The 17685-nt window shown below is 71.7% G+C and carries 20 protein-coding genes; 10 read left to right on the top strand and 10 right to left on the bottom strand.

Annotated features, from left to right (window positions below; genetic code table 11):
- Positions 1 to 62 precede the first annotated feature (62 nt).
- The 3 genes from KBX63_RS11115 (at position 63) to KBX63_RS11105 (ending at position 2739) form a co-directional block, all read left to right on the top strand.
- Positions 63 to 491, top strand: a complete 429-nt coding sequence (locus KBX63_RS11115) for a nuclear transport factor 2 family protein (protein ID WP_210910906.1) — start codon at positions 63 to 65, stop codon at positions 489 to 491.
- A 257-nt stretch (positions 492 to 748) separates the two neighbouring features.
- Positions 749 to 2248 carry a SulP family inorganic anion transporter gene (locus KBX63_RS11110; protein WP_210910905.1) on the top strand — a complete coding sequence of 500 codons (1500 nt, stop codon included), beginning with the start codon at positions 749 to 751 and terminating at the stop codon, positions 2246 to 2248.
- The gene (locus tag KBX63_RS11105; protein WP_210910904.1) at positions 2248 to 2739 is read left to right on the top strand and encodes a MerR family transcriptional regulator; all 492 of its coding nucleotides are present in this window, start codon (positions 2248 to 2250) and stop codon (positions 2737 to 2739) included. Before KBX63_RS11110 ends, KBX63_RS11105 begins: the two co-directional genes overlap by 1 nt.
- On the opposite strand, the gene KBX63_RS11100 is transcribed toward KBX63_RS11105, so the two are convergent.
- From KBX63_RS11100 to KBX63_RS11090, 3 genes are read right to left on the bottom strand one after another with little or no spacing between them, the layout of a single operon-like run.
- The gene (locus KBX63_RS11100; RefSeq protein WP_210910903.1) at positions 2712 to 3275 is read right to left on the bottom strand and encodes a GerMN domain-containing protein; all 564 of its coding nucleotides are present in this window, start codon (positions 3273 to 3275) and stop codon (positions 2712 to 2714) included. The two genes, KBX63_RS11105 and KBX63_RS11100, sit on opposite strands and share 28 nt — an antisense overlap.
- Complete coding sequence (locus KBX63_RS11095) at positions 3272 to 4627, bottom strand: cell wall metabolism sensor histidine kinase WalK (protein ID WP_210910902.1); 1356 nt, start codon at positions 4625 to 4627, stop codon at positions 3272 to 3274. The genes KBX63_RS11100 and KBX63_RS11095 overlap by 4 nt, the downstream gene beginning before the upstream one ends.
- Positions 4624 to 5313 (bottom strand): response regulator transcription factor, encoded by a 690-nt coding sequence (locus tag KBX63_RS11090; protein ID WP_210910901.1) that lies wholly within the window; start codon positions 5311 to 5313, stop codon positions 4624 to 4626. Before KBX63_RS11090 ends, KBX63_RS11095 begins: the two co-directional genes overlap by 4 nt.
- A gap of 154 nt (positions 5314 to 5467) precedes the next feature.
- Between KBX63_RS11090 and KBX63_RS11085 the strand changes: the two genes are divergently transcribed.
- The 4 genes from KBX63_RS11085 to KBX63_RS11070 all read left to right on the top strand — a co-directional run bounded on the left by KBX63_RS11085 (position 5468) and on the right by KBX63_RS11070 (position 7367).
- Positions 5468 to 5884 (top strand): STAS domain-containing protein, encoded by a 417-nt coding sequence (locus tag KBX63_RS11085; protein ID WP_210910900.1) that lies wholly within the window; start codon positions 5468 to 5470, stop codon positions 5882 to 5884.
- A gap of 148 nt (positions 5885 to 6032) precedes the next feature.
- Positions 6033 to 6650: an STAS domain-containing protein gene (locus KBX63_RS11080; RefSeq protein ID WP_210910899.1), complete on the top strand. Its 618-nt coding sequence runs from the start codon at positions 6033 to 6035 to the stop codon at positions 6648 to 6650.
- A gap of 52 nt (positions 6651 to 6702) precedes the next feature.
- On the top strand, positions 6703 to 6978 hold the full coding sequence (locus KBX63_RS11075; RefSeq protein ID WP_210910898.1) for a GlsB/YeaQ/YmgE family stress response membrane protein: 276 nt from the start codon (positions 6703 to 6705) through the stop codon (positions 6976 to 6978).
- A gap of 89 nt (positions 6979 to 7067) precedes the next feature.
- Positions 7068 to 7367, top strand: a complete 300-nt coding sequence (locus KBX63_RS11070; RefSeq protein WP_307871687.1) for a BON domain-containing protein — start codon at positions 7068 to 7070, stop codon at positions 7365 to 7367.
- Positions 7368 to 7393: 26 nt separating this feature from the next.
- Here KBX63_RS11070 and KBX63_RS11065 read toward each other — a convergent pair whose 3' ends face one another.
- Both KBX63_RS11065 and KBX63_RS11060 read right to left on the bottom strand, forming a co-directional pair.
- Positions 7394 to 8761 (bottom strand): permease prefix domain 1-containing protein, encoded by a 1368-nt coding sequence (locus KBX63_RS11065; RefSeq protein WP_210910897.1) that lies wholly within the window; start codon positions 8759 to 8761, stop codon positions 7394 to 7396.
- Positions 8758 to 9132 carry a PadR family transcriptional regulator gene (locus KBX63_RS11060; RefSeq protein WP_210910896.1) on the bottom strand — a complete coding sequence of 125 codons (375 nt, stop codon included), beginning with the start codon at positions 9130 to 9132 and terminating at the stop codon, positions 8758 to 8760. The genes KBX63_RS11065 and KBX63_RS11060 overlap by 4 nt, the downstream gene beginning before the upstream one ends.
- A gap of 292 nt (positions 9133 to 9424) precedes the next feature.
- Between KBX63_RS11060 and KBX63_RS11055 the strand changes: the two genes are divergently transcribed.
- Positions 9425 to 9817, top strand: a complete 393-nt coding sequence (locus tag KBX63_RS11055) for a hypothetical protein (RefSeq protein WP_247662061.1) — start codon at positions 9425 to 9427, stop codon at positions 9815 to 9817.
- 213 nt (positions 9818 to 10030) lie between these two features.
- Here KBX63_RS11055 and KBX63_RS11050 read toward each other — a convergent pair whose 3' ends face one another.
- On the bottom strand, positions 10031 to 10915 hold the full coding sequence (locus KBX63_RS11050; RefSeq protein ID WP_210910959.1) for an MHYT domain-containing protein: 885 nt from the start codon (positions 10913 to 10915) through the stop codon (positions 10031 to 10033).
- A 165-nt stretch (positions 10916 to 11080) separates the two neighbouring features.
- The gene (locus KBX63_RS11045) at positions 11081 to 13882 is read right to left on the bottom strand and encodes an RNA helicase (RefSeq protein ID WP_210910895.1); all 2802 of its coding nucleotides are present in this window, start codon (positions 13880 to 13882) and stop codon (positions 11081 to 11083) included.
- A gap of 86 nt (positions 13883 to 13968) precedes the next feature.
- Between KBX63_RS11045 and KBX63_RS11040 the strand changes: the two genes are divergently transcribed.
- A complete protein-coding gene (locus KBX63_RS11040) occupies positions 13969 to 14739 on the top strand; it encodes an HAD family hydrolase (RefSeq protein ID WP_210910894.1) in 771 nt (256 codons plus the stop codon).
- A gap of 18 nt (positions 14740 to 14757) precedes the next feature.
- Here KBX63_RS11040 and KBX63_RS11035 read toward each other — a convergent pair whose 3' ends face one another.
- Both KBX63_RS11035 and KBX63_RS11030 read right to left on the bottom strand, forming a co-directional pair.
- The gene (locus KBX63_RS11035; RefSeq protein ID WP_210910893.1) at positions 14758 to 15156 is read right to left on the bottom strand and encodes a hypothetical protein; all 399 of its coding nucleotides are present in this window, start codon (positions 15154 to 15156) and stop codon (positions 14758 to 14760) included.
- Positions 15153 to 15461, bottom strand: a complete 309-nt coding sequence (locus tag KBX63_RS11030; RefSeq protein ID WP_210910892.1) for a hypothetical protein — start codon at positions 15459 to 15461, stop codon at positions 15153 to 15155. The genes KBX63_RS11035 and KBX63_RS11030 overlap by 4 nt, the downstream gene beginning before the upstream one ends.
- A 269-nt stretch (positions 15462 to 15730) precedes the next feature.
- On the opposite strand from KBX63_RS11030, the gene KBX63_RS11025 reads away from it, so the two are divergent.
- Positions 15731 to 16648 (top strand): DMT family transporter, encoded by a 918-nt coding sequence (locus tag KBX63_RS11025; RefSeq protein WP_374102210.1) that lies wholly within the window; start codon positions 15731 to 15733, stop codon positions 16646 to 16648.
- On the opposite strand, the gene KBX63_RS11020 is transcribed toward KBX63_RS11025, so the two are convergent.
- On the bottom strand, positions 16611 to 17558 hold the full coding sequence (locus KBX63_RS11020) for a diacylglycerol kinase family protein (RefSeq protein ID WP_374102209.1): 948 nt from the start codon (positions 17556 to 17558) through the stop codon (positions 16611 to 16613). The two genes, KBX63_RS11025 and KBX63_RS11020, sit on opposite strands and share 38 nt — an antisense overlap.
- Between the last annotated feature and the right edge of the window lie 127 nt (positions 17559 to 17685).

Below are 17685 nucleotides of genomic sequence, written 5' to 3'. Positions count from 1 at the left end.
TCCATCACGCGCATATGGTGGACCGGTCAGTTAATAACTCGGGTCACGTGGAAGGTGTCCCCATGTCAGACATGATCAAAGAGACCACCGAACCGGGCGGGACCCGCCGGACGGCCGAGGCCTTTCTCAAGTTCCTCGGCGGGGACCCGGATCGCATCGCGGAGGTCTTCGCCGAAACCATCGACTGGTACGTGCCGGGCAACCCTGATCTGCCGTGGACCGGGCCGCGTACCCGCGCCTCCGAGGTACCGGCGTTCTTCACGACGATGGGCTCGGCGTTCCTTCCTGGCCAGAGTGAGTACGCGGTGGACCGCATCGTGGTGGAGGGCGGTGACGCGGTCATCGTCGCCACCGCCACACACACGTTCGCCCGCAGCGGCAAGCGCTTCACCACCCCGATGATCATGCATCTGACCGTCGAGGATGCGAAGATCGTGCGCCTGCACCTGTACGAGGACACCCACCTGGTCTCCCGGTCGTCCTCGATCTGACGGGCGGGTCCCCGGCCGCCGAGGTGGGCGGCGGTGATGATCACCACGTCCGGCGAACTCTCCCGTCACGGGAGAGTAGGGTCAGCACCGGTCGTCGAGGGTGGGGCAACCCCTTCGGCGACCGTGTTGCGTCCTGGGCCAGGCCCAGGGGCCGGACGCGAGCCGGCCGTCGCTGATCCGTACGTAGCTGCCCGTGTCCGACCGTGGACACCGGCTGTGCGCGCCCGTCGGGCGCGCCCCCGAGTGGAAATGGCTGTATGTCTTCCATGCTGTCCGCAGTGTCCCGTGCGCGCCTGTCCCGCCCGTCCTGGCTGTCGCCGAAGGTGTTCCGTACCGAGGTCCTCGCCGGCCTGGTCGTCGCCCTGGCGCTGATCCCGGAGGCGATCTCCTTCTCGATCCTGGCCGGGGTCGACCCCCGGGTGGGGCTGTTCGCCTCGTTCACCATGGCGGTCACCATCGCGTTCTGTGGCGGCCGGCCGGCGATGATCTCGGCCGCTACCGGCGCCATCGCGCTCGTGGTCGCACCCCTGGTCAAGGCACACGGCCTGGATTACCTGATCGCGGCGGTGATCCTCGGCGGCGCGATCCAGGTCGTGCTCGCGGTGCTCGGCGTGGCGAAGCTGATGCGCTTCATTCCCCGCAGCGTCATGGTCGGTTTCGTCAACGCGCTGGCGATTCTGATCTTCGCGGCCCAGGTGCCGCACCTGCTCGGCGTGCCGTGGCTGGTCTATCCGCTCGTCGCGGTGGCCTTGGCGATCATGGTCGGCCTGCCGCGGCTCACCAGGGCCGTACCGGCGCCGCTGGTCGCGATCGTGGTGCTGACGGTGGTCACCGTGTTCGCCGGGTTTGCCGTACCGACGGTCGGTGACGAGGGTGCCCTGCCGGACAGCCTGCCCACCCTCGGCCTGCCGCAGATTCCGTGGACCCTCCACACCCTCACCCTGATCGCCCCCTACGCCGTGGGGATCGCGTTGGTCGGGCTGATGGAGTCGCTGATGACCGCCAAGCTGGTCGACGACATCACCGACACCCACTCCAACAAGACGCGTGAGTCCTGGGGTCAGGGCGTCGCCAACATGGTCACCGGATTCTTCGGTGGGATGGGTGGCTGCGCCATGATCGGCCAGACGATGATCAACGTGAAGGCGTCCGGTGCCCGCACCCGGCTGTCCACGTTCCTGGCCGGCGTGTTCCTGCTGGTCCTGGTCGTGGCGCTCGGCGACGTGGTCGCCGTCATTCCGATGGTCGCCCTGGTCGCCGTGATGATCATCGTGGCGGTGTCGACGTTCGACTGGCACTCGGTCACGCCGAAGACGCTGAAGCGGATGCCGTACGGCGAGACGATCGTCATGGTGGTCACCGTGGCCACCACGCTGGCCACCCACAACCTCGCCGTCGGCGTCGTGGTAGGTGTGCTCACCGCCATGGTCATCTTTGCTCGCCGGGTCGCCCACCTGGTCGAGGTCACCAGCGTCCTCGATCCGGACGGCACCACCCGGATCTACTCCGTGCACGGTGAGCTGTTCTTCGCCTCCAGCAACGACCTGGTAGGCCAGTTCGACTACGCGAACGACCCCGGGCACGTGGTCATCGACATGAGCCGGGCCCACGTCTGGGACGCCTCTTCCGTCGCCGCCCTCGACGCCATCACCACCAGGTACGCCACCCGCGGCAAGACCGTCGAGATCGTCGAGTTGAACAAGCCCAGCGCCCGCATCCACGACACCCTCGCCGGCCAGCTCGGCGTCGGCCACTGATGGCCGTCATCAGCCGGGAGAACGGGCCGGAGCGCAGCTCCGCCCCGGCTACCGGCCGCCTGATGCAGATCGGGGAAGCAGCCGAGCGGATCGGGTTGAGCATCCGGACCATCCGCCACTACGAGGAAGCCGGCCTCATCGTCCCCGCCGCGCGCAGCGAGGGCGGCTTCCGCCTCTACACCGAACCCGACCTCAGCCGACTCGCCGTGGTCAAGCGGATGAAGCCCCTAGGGTTCACCCTCGACGAGATGCGCGACCTGCTTACCGTCCTCGATGCCCTCGACACCGCCACCGGCACCGACCGCGCCGCCCTGATCGACCGCCTCGCCATGTTCGAGACCGCCGCCACCGCCCGCGTCACCGCACTGCGCGACCAGCTCGCCATGGCCGAGGCCTTCGCCGGAACACTCCGCGACAAGCTCGACCACCACAGCGGCCACCGCGCGGGTCCGGCTCAACCTGGTCAACCTGGGGTGATGAGCGGGACGTAGTCGGCGCGGGTGAGCGGTTGTTCGGACAGCGAGCCGTCGGCGCGGGGCACGGCGAGTGGCCTGCCGTCGCGCAGGAACACCACGGTGGTGACGTCGTCGCGACTCGTGAGAGTGCAGACGATCTGCCCGAAGGCGAGGACCTCGTCGCTGCGGCCGGCGTCGTCGCCGGGTTCGTCGACCGCGACGTGAGCCTGCGTGCCCGTCACTGTCGCACCAGCGGCGTTGACCGCTCCCGGCAGCGCGCTGGTCAAGTCGCTGTCGCGTTCGGCCGTACCTGGTCCGGCCAGTAGGTGCCGCAGTTGGTCCTCGACCGTGGGTGGGCGGTCGACGTGCCGGACCACCGGGACGATCCGGTTGTCGCGGACGAGGCAGAGTGTCTCGTCCGCACGGCCGGCCGGCGCCGTGGTGTCGGCGGGAGCAGCGCTGTGGAACGGCCCCCACGGCGGCTGCACCGTTCGAGGGCTGTCGTCGGTGGGGACGCCGCAGCCGGTCAGCAGCGCGGCGAGTGCCAGTGGGGCGAGGTGGCGGCGGTTCACGGCAGGCTCTCCGGCAGGGTGACGCGGAAGCGGGCGCCTCCGCCGGGGCGGTCGGTGACGGTGGCGTGCCCGCGGTGCGCCGCGGCGTGCTGGGCGACCAGCGCGAGTCCGAGACCGGTGCCGTCGCCGGCGCCGCGGGTGTGGGCGGCTCGCCCACGGACGAAGCGGTCAAAGATCGCCTCCCGGTCCTCGATGGACACACCCGGGCCGTCGTCCTCCACCTCGATGACGCCGGCGTCACCGTCGCGGCTCAACCGGACGCTCGCGGGGCCGCCCCCGTAGGTCACGGCGTTCTCGAGCAGGTTGGCGAGGATCTGCGCGATACGCCGCCGCTCGACCCGCCACGTCGCGGGTGCGTCCGCCTCGAGGTGGACGAGCGAGACTGGCAGGTCGAGGGCATGGCAGGCGTCCCGGGCCAGCGCCACCACGTCCACGGCGCCCCGGTGGGCGGGCTGATCGCTACGAGCCAGGTCGATCAGGTCGTTGACGAGCCGTTGGAACCGGTCGATCTCGTCGGCGACGAGCCCGGCGGCGGTGGCGGTTCGTTCGTCCTGGTGCTCCCGGCGACGCGCCAGAACGCTGGCCGCCGCGGCGAGGGTCTGCAGAGGTGAGCGCAGTTCGTGGCTGACGTCGGCAGCGAAGCGGCGGTCCCGCTCGATGCGATGGGCGAGCTGGTCGACCATCTGGTTGAACGAGGAGGACAGACGCGTCAGGTCGGGGTCGGTTGCCGGGTCGAGGCGGGCGGTGAAGTCGCCGGCGGCGATCTTCTCGGCGGCGTCGGCGACGGCCGTCAACGGACGCAGCCCGTGCCGGGTCGCGTACCAGCCGAGGGCCGCGCCCGATCCGGCGACCATGATCGCGACGGTGGTCAACGCGAGTGCCAGGACCTGGAACGTCTGCTCCAGCTCGCGCAGAGAGTTGACCTCGAAGTACGTCGCCGTCGCGGACAGGGGCACCCCGACCACCAGGGCGGGTTGGCCGTCGACGCGTACGCGCTGCACCGCCGGCTCCCCGGACGCGACGGCCTGTCGCAGGGCGATGGGTATGGCGGTGGTGGTGCCGGGGTCGGCGGTGCGGGCGTACCACTCGCCGTCCAGGTGCAGCACGGGCCGCCGGCTGCCGCCCGTGTCCAGCGACCGAAGCACCTCAACCACGTCGGGGGTGTCGGTGTCCAGCCCGGCACGGACGACGGCAGCGTCGAAGTAGGCGGCGCGCAGGGCGGTGCGTTCCCGCTCGTCGATCAGGGAGCGACGGGTCAGCTCGTACGAGACCAGGGCCATCGACGCGGCGAGCAGGAGCGCACCGACGGCGAACGCGGCGGTGACCCGGGTGCGCAGTCCGAGACGTCTCATCGCTGCAGCTTGTAGCCCAGGCCCCGCAGCGTGACCAGGTGCCGGGGAGTCGCCGGATCCGACTCGATCTTCTGCCGCAGCCGGCCGACATGCACGTCGACCAGCCTCTCGTCACCGCTGTCGTACCCCCAGACCCGTTGCAGCAACTGCTGGCGGGACAGCACCCGGCCGGCGTGTTCGGCGAGCTCGCACAGAAGCCGGAACTCGGTGCGCGTGACCGGTACGGGCTGGCCGGCCCGGCGTACCTCTCCCCCGTCGGGGCTGATCTCCAGCTCGCCGAATGCGAGCACGGGCACCGGCTCCGGCGCCGATCCGGCGACGCCGGCACGGGCGCGGCGGCGCAGGGCGCGCAGCCGAGCGGTCAGTTCCTTGATCGCCACCGGCTTGACGACGTAGTCGTCGGCGCCCGCTTCGAGGGCGGCGACGATGTCGTGGGTGTCATCGCGGGCGCTGACCACCACGACCGGCACGTCGTCGTCACGGCGCAGGTGCCGGATGCACTCGAAGCCGTCCAGGCCCGGCAGCATCAGGTCGACCAACACGTAGTCCGCCGGATTGCGGCGCTGGACGCGCAGGCCCTCCTCGGCCGTGGCCGCGCCCACAGCGTCGTACCCCTCGTCCTCGAGTGCGAGCAGCAGCGCGAGGCGGATGCGGTCGTCGTCCTCGATCACCAGTACGGCCGTCATACCCGGCATCATCCCCAGGTCACCGGCCACGCGCCCAACCGTGTCGGCCGGCTGGCGGATTTGTCACGCAACTGTCATAGATCTGCGTGGTGACCGCCAAGCGGGCACGGCACGGTCGTAAGCGACCGGGTCCGGCAAGGGAAGGGGTACGCCGGTGACAGGACCACCAGCACCTACGCCGTGCACGTTGCCGCTGGTCGAGGTATGCGTCACCGAACTCGACCGGGCCTGCCTGCCGGCGGCCGGAGCCGTGTTCGACCGGTTGCTGGCCCTGCATCCCACGCAGGTCGTGGTCGACCTGTCCAGGTGCCGGCACATCGATGCCGCTGCCATCGGCCTGCTGCTCGACGTGCACCGGCGGCTGGCCCGTGCCGGCGGGGTCCTCACCATCCGCAACCCGAACCCCCGCATCCGGCGCATCCTGCACACCGCCCGTCTGGACCAGGTCCTGCCGATCGTCACCGATCCCCCGCCGTCCGCGTCAGGCGCCCCGACACCGGGACAGGAACCCGCGTCGGCGCAGCCGGCTCTGGTCGCCTACGGCCGAGCACCCGTAGCCACCTCTCAGTGACGAGCCCGCCAGGCCGTCGTCCTGGCCGCCATCGGGCAGGACCGCCGCACCAGCACCTGAAACGGAGGGCGCGGGAGCCGGACCATCCCACCCCGAACGCCGTGCCCCGCCGAACCGGCGGGACACGGGCCCAGGAAGGACCAGCGGAATGACCGTCGTCCCGGACGATCACCTGATGACACTGATCTGCGACACCTGCGGCGACTCCATCAGGGCCACCGCGTGTGTGCTCCCGGACGCCGAGGTCGTCTGGACCCTGGTGTCCGAACACGGCTGGAGTGGTTCCCCGTTCGCCACCGGCCCGCACCGCTGCCCGCACTGCAGCCTGCTGCCGGTCACCGGCGGCGGTCACGCGTCGTACGACAACCACGGTCCCGGCGGCATCCTCGGCATCGACCCTCTTGACGACATGACCGTCGCCGCCGCCACCGGTGACGTCGATCTCGACACCGGTGACACCCTGCGCGCCGCCCTGCGCCATGCGGCCGACATGGGAGGACACGTCGTGGTCGATCTGACCCGAGTACACGTCATCGACTCCATCGACCTCGGCCTGCTCGTCCGCGCCCACCGCGACGCCCGCGACCGCGGCGCCACGCTGTGCCTGGCCGCGCCGTCGCGGTTCGTCCGCACCGTCCTGCACACCATGCGACTGGACCGGGCCTTTCCTGTGTACGAGAGCCGCGACGAGGCCCTCGCCCAGCTGTCTCGGGGCCGGGCGTCCGCCCCCACGGCCTCCACTGCGGCGACGGCCGCCCGATCCTGATCGACGCCGACCCTCGTCACCGGCAGCGACAACCGACACCTGAGGAGAGCCCATGAGCATCACCGGCCTCGTCACCGCGCTCCTCGTCGGCGTCACCATCGGCCTGCTCGGCAGGCTCATCATCCCAGGACGTCGGGAGGCCCCGATCTGGCTGACCGTGGCCGTCGGGGTCGTCGCGGCGCTGGCCGGCACCATCGTCGCCCGTCTCGCGGGCGTCGACACCCACGCGCTCAACCTCCTGGCCGTGATCATCGAGGTCGGTCTCGCCGGCATCGCCGTGGTGCTGGTCGTCGCCACCGCCAGGTCCGAACGGTCCGACTCCCCGTGAATCCGAAACGAGACAGCGCCGGCACCAGAAGGCCGTCCGGCAGCACGGCCAGACTTCGACCCGGCCTGCCCACGACCAAGGAGCTTCCCGTGTACATGCCGTGGCCACTACCCGACGAGAACTGGTTCGCCGACGCCTCGAACCAGTTTGAGCCGGACCGCGAGGACGTGCGGATCGAGGCGCTGGTCGCGCAGCGACTGAGCGTCGACTGGACGACGCGGCGCCAGCAGATCAGTGTCGCGGTGCAGAACCGCGTCGTCATCCTCAGCGGCGTGGTGAGCGACACGGAAACGCGGCAGGTCGCCGCGGAACTCGCCTACGACGTGCCCGGTGTCTTCGACGTCTGCAACACACTGCGGCTCACCGGTCAGCGGCGTAGCCGCCGATGACCGAAGGTCACAGCCGCACCTGCGGCTCAGGCGAAGTTGAACAGGGGCGGGAAGGCGAGGACGACCGCCCAGGCCCACCCGGCGTACACGAGCACGTAACGGGTCTGCCACCGTTCCAGGCGGGCGAAGGGCATGCGGCCCCGCACGAAGCCGAGGTACAGCCATGCCGACCACGCCAGGTTGGCGAGCAGGACGAGGTTCTCGCCCAACGCCGCGGTCTTGTTGGGGCTGAAGCCCCATTCGGTGATCCGGCCCGTGATCGCCGCCAGCACCAGGACGTCAATGATCAGAGCGCTGACGATCAGCGCGAGCTGCAAGCGGTCGAAGAGGCCGGGTCGGGCCGTGAGGTCGCGGGCGGAGATGGCGTACAACAGCATGCCCAGCACGATGACGAGCAGCAGGTCGAAGAGGATGAGCGCGTCACGCTCGACGTCGATGCCGTTGGTCGTCCAGACGACGGCGACCAGGAAGGCCAGCAGGGTGGCCGTGAAGAGTGGCGTGAAGACCCGGGTCAGCACCGGCGCCATGTTCTCGATGACGCTCTGCTTGGCCTCCACCAGCCAGGCCGACACGATGACCGCGGCCATGGCGCCGCACGGCAGCAGCCACGACTGGATGAATCCCTCTGCGTCCAGGCCGATGGCCGCGAAGGCGTTCACCGTGATGCCCGTGAGCACGCCCCCACCGAGTCCGATGAGGACGAAGTAGATCAGCCACTCCCCGGTGAACCGGATGAAGTCCATCCGCCGCCGGTCTGAACGCCAGTCGCCGCCCACGTAGGCGACGCCGACGACCAGCCACAGCGCTATCGGCAGGTGGATCGCGGTGAGGACCATGGTCTGCGAGTCGTCGGCCAGCGGGTACGCGTTCGCGGCGACCGCGCCGAGCACGAACAGCAACGCGAGCGCGCCGATGACGCGAAGACCGACGCGGCGTTGCCAGGCGAAGTACGCCGCGAGGGCCGGCAGCGCGAATAGGCTGGCGTTTCGCGCGTAGAAGCCGGCGTCGTCGTCCCCTGACAGGTCGACCCCGAACCAGGACGGCACCTTGATGGCGAGCGCCGCGACGGCCGCGCAGAGCACCATGACGGGCAGCTCGCGACGGGAACGGGCGGCGGTGGGTGCGTCCGGCTCTCCGGGCAGCACGAGCTGTTTCCATAAGCGCTCGGAGTGCTCCCGAGCGAACTCCCGCGACAGTTCATCGAGGCTGCCCATGCGCTTGACAGCGATGAGGAACGATTCGTCGGCTCGCAGGCCGGCCTCGGTCAGCTCGGTAATCCGGCTGCGAAGGTGGTCCTCAAGCTCCTCGGCGTCGGTGTGGTGCAGCTCCCGGCGGCGGTGGATGTAGGCCCGCCACTCGGCGATCTGGCCCTCCAGATCGTTGTCGACCGTCATAGTCCCGCCCCCCATGCCGGTGCCGTGATCGGCTTGATGGACTGTGTCGTGCTCCAGACGCCCCGCAGGGCGTCGACGACCGCGGCCCACTGGCGGCGCTGCTCGGCGAGCTCGGCCCGGCCCTGGTCGGTGATGCGGTAGTACTTCCGGCGTCGTCCCCCCGCCGGGGTCTCCCAGGCCGACTCGACGTGGCCGAGCCGCTCCAGGCGGTGCAGCAGCGGGTAGAGCAGGCCGTCGGTCCACTCCAGTTGCCCGCCCGAGAGGTCGTTGACCTGCTTGAGGATCGCGTACCCGTAACTCTCGCCCTCGGCGAGGATCCCCAGCACGAGTGGTGTCGCCGAGGCCGCTACGAGGTCTTTGGTGATATGCATGGGACCGCCTATACCTAGATCTGCAATGCATAGTAGTTCTAGGTATAGCGATCGCGCAATCGGGATCGCCATCAACGACGCCCGGCGCCCCGATCGCACCCGGCCGTTCTTGGCCGACCCAAGAAACGGATCAGGCCCGGCCGTCGGCCGGGCAGCCCTGAACGTGACGGATAGTAATCGGACGGTGTTGCCCGCGTCACAGTGTCGCTTTCAAGACAGTTAAGAACATGAATGTAAGATCGAATGGGGATCGGGCGCCCAAGCCTCACTGTTCGTCCCAAAAGGAGGAAGCGTGACCAGAAGGGCTTTCCGACCTTTCACCGTCGCAACAGCGATCGCAGTTGTCGCCGCTGGCGCGGTCGCTGGCGCGGTCGCCGCTCCGACACAGGCCTCGGCGCACTGGAGCTGCGGACGGAGCGCTCCGCCGGACCTCGACACCACCGGCGGCCACCACACCACCGGGGCCGCCAACATGCGCGTCGGGTCCAGCACCCGCTGCGCGGAATCCGGTGTCTCGTACTCCAGCCAGTCGCTCGACTACCACTGCTACGCGCTGGACATCAACGGTGTCGACACATGGACCTACGTCGTCAACGTGCAGACGAGAGTCGGAGGCTGGATCCGCGACGACCTGCTGAACGACTACGGATCGGGCGTGTGGTGTCCGAACCAGACCCAGGTCTGACCCGCGCCGGCTGAGCCACCGCGGCGGGCCACCAGGGCACCACACCGAATCTCGGCGTCCTGGTGGCCCCACGCTCTCGAGCATCCCCAGGTAGCACGCTGGCGAGACCATGTCCGGGTCCCCGATGGAGGCGAGAGAACCCACGCCTCGCTTCTGCCGTGCTGGGCCGTTGATCAGGGTGCGGCCTCGACGGACCGGGCAGCCCGGCCTTCGTCAGCGGGGCGGCATCTCCCGTCGGGACGGAAACGGGGTGCCGGGCTGGCCGAGCGTGGAGCGGGCGCGCAGCCCGACCGGATCCGGGGCGACGACCGGTGTCGCGGCGGCCGGCTCCGGGGCTCGGCGACCGTCGAGGTACGCGGCGGCGGCCCGGTCGTCGTCGGTCGGCGCGGCGAGCAGGGCGTAGAGCAGGCCGACCACCCCGAAGATCACCGCCAGCACGATCGGCACCAGGAGCGTGCTCATTCCGGTGCCGATGACGTCACCCTGTCCCTCGTGCCGGTGCACCGAGAGGGCGCTCATGCCGGTGAAGTGCATGCCGTTCACGGCGACGCCCATCACCAGCGCGGAGGCGAAGATCGCCAGTGGCCGCCGGACGGTCATCGCGAGCCACAGCGCGACGGTGGCCGCCACGATCGCGATCACCACCGAGAGCGCGACCCGGGTCGTGTCGTAGCCGAGGCTGCCGTTCAGGCGCATCGCCGCCATCCCGGTGTAGTGCATGGTGGCCACACCGGCACCGGTGAAGATCCCGCCGGCGATCAGCCGTACCGGGTTCAGCCGGCCGGTGCCCACGATAGCCAGGCCGATGCCGACCGCCACGACGGCGATCGCCGTGCTGGCCGCGGTGAGCGGCACGTCGTACCGGATCCGGGTGCCGGCGACGGCGAAACCGAGCATGGCCATGAAGTGCATCGCCCAGATGGCGGTGCCGCCCAGGGCCCAGGCAGCCAGCAACCCCCACCACGCGCGCTGGCCGGCGGTGCCGGCGGTGCGGATACGCCCGGCGCAGATCAGCCCGAGGACCGAACCGAGCACGGACAGCGCGTAGCTCAGCGCAGGCGTGATCCACCCGTACTCAAAGTGATTAATCTCCGCCACGGCGGCCATCTCCCCATTCGTTACCGGCGCGTAAACGAAGCGCCCGGGCAATGATCAGGGGTGCTCCGAACAGGCGCGACAGCACCCCCCGGTCTATCCGGGGGGTGCTGTCGCGGTGACGGTCCGATGCGTCGGTTCGCCGACAACGGTGACCGAAAGTGATGATCAGGCGGAGGTGTGGTACGCCAGCACACCTCGGTTGATGGCCGCGATCGCCTGCCGGGCGGTGGAGCGCAGGTCCGGTGACGCGCCGCCGGAGTCGGCCAGCTGGCCCAGCAGGTCGACCACCTGGCGCGCCCAGCGGACGAAGTCGCCGGCCGGCATCTCACCGTCGATCTCGTGACCACTGCCGAGCACCTTGGCCAGCGCGTCACCACGGGCCCACCGGTAGACCGGCCAGGCGAAGCCGAGGTCCGGCTCCCGGGTCGCGGTCAACCCGCGCGCCGCCTCGTCGGCCTCGATCTCGCCCCACAGCTTGAGCGTCTCGTCTACCGCGTCGGCCACCGGCCCGCGCGGCAGCGACGCCCGCTCGTCGACGTCGCGGCGCGCCTCGAAGACCACCACGGACACGGCGGCGGCCAGCTCGGCCGGCGACAGCCCGTCCCACACCCCCCGGCGCAGGCACTCGGCGACCAGCAGGTCCGCTTCCGTCCAGATCCGGCCGAGCATCCGACCGGCGTCGGTGACCGCGCCTTCGCCGGTGAGGTAGCCGCGGTCGGTCAGCAGCGCCACGATCCGGTCGAATGTCCGCGCGAGGGACCCGGTACGGCCGGAGACCCGCTCGCGCAACTCCTCGGTGTCGCGCTCCAACCGCCGGCGCCGCTCGGCCCAGCGGGCGTGCTCCTCCCGCTCCGGGCAGGCGTGGCAGGGGTGGTGACGCAGCTCGGTGCGGAGCTGGGTGAGCCGGTGGTCCTCGCCGGCCACCTGCCGGGAACGGCCACCCCGCCGGCCGCCGTGCCGGTCCAGGCCGGTGCCGCTGACCTCGGCGGCGAGGTCGCGCCGGGCGGCCGGCGAGCGGTGGTTGAAGTGCTTGGGCACCCGGATCCGGGCCAGCACCTCGGCCGGGGTGGTGAAGTCGCCCGGGCTGACCCGCCCGGCCCAACGGTCCTGGGTGAGCACCAGCGGCCGGGGCTCGCCGAAGCCGCCGGTCGCCGGGTCCAGCACCACGGCCAGCCCGGCCCGCCGGCCCGCCGGCACCCGGATCACATCGCCGATCCGCAGCCGCTCCAGCGAGGCCACCGCGGCGGCCTTGCGCTGGGTCTGCCCCTGCCGGGCGATGGCCTTCTCCCGGTCGGCGATCGCCACCCGCAGGGCGAAGTACTCGTCGAAGTCGCCGTGGTGGCAGGCGGCCTCCGCGCCGTACGCCTCGATGGTCTCGGTGTTGCGCTGCACCTGCCGGGCCAGGCCGACCACCGACCGGTCCGCCTGGAACTGGGCGAACGAGGACTCCAGCAGGGCCCGGGCCGGCTCCGCGCCGACCGTGCCGACGAGGTTCACCGCCATGTTGTACGAGGGCCGGAAGCTGGAGCGCAGCGGGTAGGTCCGGGTGGAGGCGAGCCCGGCCACGTGCCGCGGGTCGGTCTCCGGGGACCACACCGCCACGGCGTGCCCCTCCACGTCGATGCCGCGCCGGCCGGCCCGTCCGGTGAGCTGCGTGTACTCCCCCGGGGTCAGGTCGACGTGGGCTTCGCCGTTGTATTTGACCAGCCGTTCCAGGACCACGCAGCGGGCCGGCATGTTGATGCCCAGCGCGAGGGTCTCGGTGGCGAAGACCGCCTTGACCAGGCCGCGGACGAACAGCTCCTCGACGATCTCCTTGAACACCGGGAGCATGCCGGCGTGGTGGGCGGCCAGGCCGCGCTCCAACCCGTCGAGCCACTCCCAGTAGCCCAGCACCGTCAGGTCCTCGCCGGGGATGGCGGTGACCCGGGACTCGACCACCCGGCGGATCTCGGCCCGCTCCTCGGGCGAGGTGAGCCGCAGCCCGGCGGCGAGGCACTGCTGCACCGCGGCGGCGCAGCCGGCCCGGCTGAAGATGAACAGGATCGCCGGGAGCAGACCCTCCCGGTCCAGCCGGTCGACGATGTCCGGGCGCATCGGGCCGCGCCAGCGCGGGCCGCGCCGGCCGGAGCCGGGCCCGGCGCTGCGGCCCTCGCCCAGCTCCAGGCGGCGCATGGTGTCGCGGGTGTAGCGCAGCAGCTCCGGGTGCACGTCGTGCTTGCGGGCCGCGTCGGCGTCGTGGAACAGGTCGAACATCCGCTTGCCGACCAGCATGTGCTGCCACAGCGGCACCGGCCGGTGCTCGCTGACCACCACCGCGGTCTCGCCGCGCACGGTGACCAGCCAGTCGGCGAACTCCTCGGCGTTGGAGACGGTCGCCGACAACGACACCAGGGTGACCGAGGCGGGCAGGTGGATGATCACCTCTTCCCACACCCCGCCGCGGAACCGGTCGGCGAGGTAGTGCACCTCGTCCATCACCACGTAGGCCAGCCCCCGCAGGGTGCTGGAGCCCGCGTAGAGCATGTTGCGCAGCACCTCGGTGGTCATCACGACCACCGGCGCGTCGCCGTTGATGGCGTTGTCGCCGGTGAGCAGGCCGACCTGCTCGGCGCCGTACCGGGCGACCAGGTCGTGGTACTTCTGGTTGGACAGCGCCTTGATCGGCGTGGTGTAGAAGCACTTGCGCCGGGTCGGCGGTGCCCCCGGCTCGTCGGCCGCCGCCGGGTCGCCGGGCCGCCCCCGCAGCGCCAGGTGTACGGCGAACTCGCCGACCACGGTCTTGCCGGCGCCGGTCGGGGCGCAGACCAGCACCCCGCTGCCCCGCTCCAGGGACTGGCACGCCTCCCGCTGGAAGTCGTCGAGATCGAACCCCAGGTCAAGGGCGAACTCGTCCAGCGCCGGGAACTCTGAGGCCTGCGCGGCCCGGCGGCGCGCCGCGACGTACCGCTCGGCGGGACTCGACATGTCACCAAGATTAGTGCGTGCCGGGACACGACACCCGACAAGGCCGTGCGGAGGGGCCGTCGGCGGCGGTCGGTAGGGTGCACGGCGTGCCGGACCATGCCGAACCGCCCCAGACTCGTCCGCCGGGAAGCGCCGAGGACGCCGCCGTCCCCCGGGCGTCCCGACGGCCCGTGAAGGCGGTGCTCTTCGACTTCCACGGCACCCTGGCCCAGGTGGAGGAGCCGCGGCAGTGGGTGCTGAAGGCCGCGACGGCATGCGGGGCCACCCTGGATCGGGTCCGGGCCACCTCACTGGCCGACCGGTTGCTGACCGCCGGGCGGGCCGGCGGGCCACTGCCGGCCCGGGTGCCGCCCCGGCTGGCCGAGCTGTGGGCCGACCGGGACCTCTACCCGCACGCCCACCGAGGTGCGTATACCGGTCTGGCCGAGACCGTCGACGCGGGCATCGAGGGCTTCGCCGAGGCCCTCTACGAGCGGCTCCTGATCGCCGAGGGCTGGCTGCCGTACCCGGACACCGCCCCCACCCTGACCGCACTGCGCGAGGCCGGCGTGCGGGTGGCGGTGGTCAGCAACATCGGCTTCGACCTGCGACCGCACTTCGACGCCTGGGGCCTGACCGGGCTGGTCGACGCGTTCGTGCTCTCCTACGAGGTGGGGCGCTGCAAACCCGACCCGGCGATCTTCTGGCGTGCCTGCGGCATGCTGGGCGTCGACCCGGAGCAGACCCTGATGGTCGGTGACACCCCGGCGGACGCGGGCGCGGTGGCCGCCGGCTGCTCGGTGCTGGTGCTCCCGGCAGCCGAGCCGGGCCGGGAGAACGGGCTGGGCGCGGTGCTCGACCTCGCCCTGCCGGCCTGACCGGCGGTTTGTGTGCCGTCAGTCGGGAATGTGAATCACCGGTAGCTCACCGTCGCCGTACCGGTCCTCCCCGGTGAGGATCGAGGCGTCGTGCTCGAGGACGGCCAGCGCTGTGGTGGCCAGATCGGCACGGCCCGTCACCGTGCGCCAGAAGCTGAGTTCGTGCCAGGAGCGCCCCTCGGTCGAGAGCACCTCGCAGGCGTCCAGGTTCAGCAGCCGGTGCAGGGTCGCCCGTTCCTTCGGGTCGCTGACGATCGCCAGCGCCTCCGCCGCGGTCACGGCGGTGACGCCAAACCTGTTGCGGTCCTGGATGACCTCGTGCAGCGGCTCCCCGACATGCACCGATCCCGCCAGGTACGCCAGCAGTGCCGACCGGTCCAGCACGAGCCGGACCGGGCGGTCGTCCTCGGGGCTCACGCCGCCGGTTGTTCGAGCGTGCCGGCGGCGGCGCCCAGCGCGTGCTGGCGGGCCCGCTCGCGAAGGGCGCGGCGGCGCTCCGGCGACCAGTCGGCCTCCACGGCAGCCCGGCGGGCGCGCGCCTCGGCCACGCCCTGCTCGGTGATCGGGATGCCCTGGTGGGCCAGCTCCGCGTCCAGGGCGTCCAGCCGCATCCGGTCACGGACGGCCTGGGTGATGTAGGCGCTAGCGTTGGACTCGCGCTCCAGGCGCTCAGCCACGTCGGGTGGCACGGAGATCGACAGTTTCCGCATCGCGCTCGTCATACCAGGGACCGTACGCCGGTAGCACCACGTTGGCGAACACTTACGGCCGTGTCGGCTTGCGGTCCCCCGGCGCACGAGCAGAGCGGTCGGGGCTTCAGACGGTTCCTGTTCCGAGCGGGGTAGCCGCCCATCGAGACTCTCGGGTTCCCCATATCCGCGAGCCAGGCGAACGGCAGCGAACCCGACCCTCGCCACGAGCCGACTGGGAAGGCGCGCCTTTCTGCAGGTGGACACCGACGCAAGGTAGCCGGAGCCGAGCGCCTACCGTCGTGCCCGTGACCGAGATCCTGCTGCCCACGCCACCGCCGGCCGACACGCCAACAGCCCGGCAGGGTGGCGTCGCCGCCGTGGGGCTGGTGCTCGGTGGGGCCGTGTCGGTGCAGTTCGGCTCCGCCGTGGCCGCGTTGCTCTTCCCGCGTACCGGGGTGGCCGGCGCGGTGACCCTGCGACTGACCATCTCGGCCCTGCTGCTGCTCATGGTGTGCCGGCCCCGACTGCGCGGGTACGACCGGGGGGCCTGGGCCGCGGCGGGCGCGTTCGGGCTGGCGCTGGCCGGCATGAACTCGCTGTTCTACCAGGCCATCGAGCGGATCCCGCTGGGCCCGGCGGTGACCCTGGAGGTGCTCGGCCCGCTGGCGCTGTCGGTGTTCACCGCCCGGCGGCGGGCCAGTTGGTGCTGGGCGGGGCTGGCGCTGGCCGGGGTGGCGCTGCTCGGACAGGGCGGCTTCGACCGACTGAACCCGGCGGGGGTGGCCTTCGCGTTCGGCGCGGGCGCCATGTGGGCCGCGTACATCGTGCTCAGCGCCCGGGTCGGCGGCCGGTTCCCGGGCGCGGACGGGCTGGCCCTGGCGCTCACCCTCGCCGCGCTGCTCACCCTGCCCCTCGGCATCATCGACGGCGGTGCGGTGCTGCTCGACCCGGCCGTGCTGGCGCTCGGCACGGCCCTCGCGGTGCTCGCCTCCGGGCTGCCGTACACCCTGGAGCTGCTGGCGCTGCGCCGGATGCCCACCGCCACCTTCGCGGTGCTGATGAGCCTCGGCCCGGCCATCGCCACGCTGGCCGGTTGGCTGGTGCTGCGACAGGCGCTGACGTTGCTGGAGTGTGCCGCCATCGTGCTGGTCATCGCCGCCAGCATCGGGGCGGTGCGGGTCAGCGCAGCAGCCGCAGCGCGCCCGGAACCACGCTGACCGTCACCGGCAGGTCCAGCGACCGCTCACCGTCGGCGTACGTGGTGATGCCCTCGGCGCTCAGCTCCACCGTCCGCGCCCGGTAGCTGCGCACGAGGGGGTGGCCGACGTGGGTGCCCTGGTAGATGCGGGGCTTGATGCGGATCAGGGTGCGCCGGTCGATCCGGCCACCCACCACCACGTCCAGCAGCCCGTCGGTCGGGTCGGCGTCCGGGCAGATCCGCATCCCACCGCCGTAGCTCGGGCAGTTGCCCACCGCCACCAGCACCGCGTCCAGCTCGTGCGGCACCCCGTCCAGCCGCAGCGTGTACCGCCGGGGCCGCAACCGGGCCAGCTCGACGAGGATCGCCAGGTCGTACCGGCGAGGGCCGCGCGGCCAGCGCATCCGGTTGGCCCGCTCGTTGACGATCGCGTCGAACCCGGCCGCGAGGACCGCCCCGTACCAGCGCTCCCCGCCGTCGGCGCCGGTCATCCGGGCCAGGTCGACCAGGTGGGTCCGGCCGGCCCCCAGCGCGTCGGCGATCACCGCCACCGCCGCCAGCGGATCGGCCGGGAAGCCGGTGTCGACGGCGAAGTCGTTGCCGGTGCCCGCCGGCACAGCCCCGAACGGCACGGCGGTGCCGGCGGCGGCCTGCATCGCCCGGTGCACGGTGCCGTCCCCGCCCATCGCGACCAGCGCGCCGGCGCCGTCGGCGACCGCGGCGCGGCACGCCGCCTCCGCCTCGGCGGGACTCGTCGCCGACAGCAGCTGGACCGGCCGACCCGCGGCGGCCAGGCCGTCCAGCAGCCGGGGCAGCAGCGCACGGTGCCGTCCCCGACCGGCGGTCGGGTTGGCGAGCACGGCGACGGGGCCACCGGCGAGCGGGCCGGGCGGGCTGGGCGGGTGATCGTCTGCGGTCACGGGCAGCACGGTAACCGGTCGGACGCCGGTCGTTCACCCGGGGCGGACGACCTCCCGGCGGTCCTGACCCCGGCGGTCACGGTGATGCGCCGCGGTGGCGACTGCGTCGATCGCGAGCCCGCACACGCGGCGACGC

The sequence above is a fragment of the Micromonospora sp. U21 genome (genome assembly GCF_018070045.1).
In the GTDB taxonomy this organism is placed as follows: Bacteria; Actinomycetota; Actinomycetes; order Mycobacteriales; family Micromonosporaceae; genus Micromonospora.
The sequence above is the reverse complement of the archived record's forward strand: the minus strand, read 5'-3'. Positions and strand labels throughout refer to the sequence as shown.

Excerpts from the sequence above, each read along its gene's own strand:
- KBX63_RS11075 (WP_210910898.1), top strand. The coding sequence starts at position 6,703 with ATGAGCATCACCGGCCTCGTCACCGCGCTCCTCGTCGGCGTCACCATC.
- KBX63_RS11065 (WP_210910897.1), bottom strand. The coding sequence starts at position 8,761 with ATGACGGTCGACAACGATCTGGAGGGCCAGATCGCCGAGTGGCGGGCC.
- KBX63_RS11095 (WP_210910902.1), bottom strand. The coding sequence starts at position 4,627 with ATGAGACGTCTCGGACTGCGCACCCGGGTCACCGCCGCGTTCGCCGTC.
- KBX63_RS11105 (WP_210910904.1), top strand. The coding sequence starts at position 2,248 with ATGGCCGTCATCAGCCGGGAGAACGGGCCGGAGCGCAGCTCCGCCCCG.
- KBX63_RS11110 (WP_210910905.1), top strand. The coding sequence starts at position 749 with ATGTCTTCCATGCTGTCCGCAGTGTCCCGTGCGCGCCTGTCCCGCCCG.
- KBX63_RS11030 (WP_210910892.1), bottom strand. The coding sequence starts at position 15,461 with ATGACGAGCGCGATGCGGAAACTGTCGATCTCCGTGCCACCCGACGTG.
- KBX63_RS11080 (WP_210910899.1), top strand. The coding sequence starts at position 6,033 with ATGACCGTCGTCCCGGACGATCACCTGATGACACTGATCTGCGACACC.
- KBX63_RS11115 (WP_210910906.1), top strand. The coding sequence starts at position 63 with ATGTCAGACATGATCAAAGAGACCACCGAACCGGGCGGGACCCGCCGG.
- KBX63_RS11090 (WP_210910901.1), bottom strand. The coding sequence starts at position 5,313 with ATGACGGCCGTACTGGTGATCGAGGACGACGACCGCATCCGCCTCGCG.
- KBX63_RS11045 (WP_210910895.1), bottom strand. The coding sequence starts at position 13,882 with ATGTCGAGTCCCGCCGAGCGGTACGTCGCGGCGCGCCGCCGGGCCGCG.
- KBX63_RS11060 (WP_210910896.1), bottom strand. The coding sequence starts at position 9,132 with ATGCATATCACCAAAGACCTCGTAGCGGCCTCGGCGACACCACTCGTG.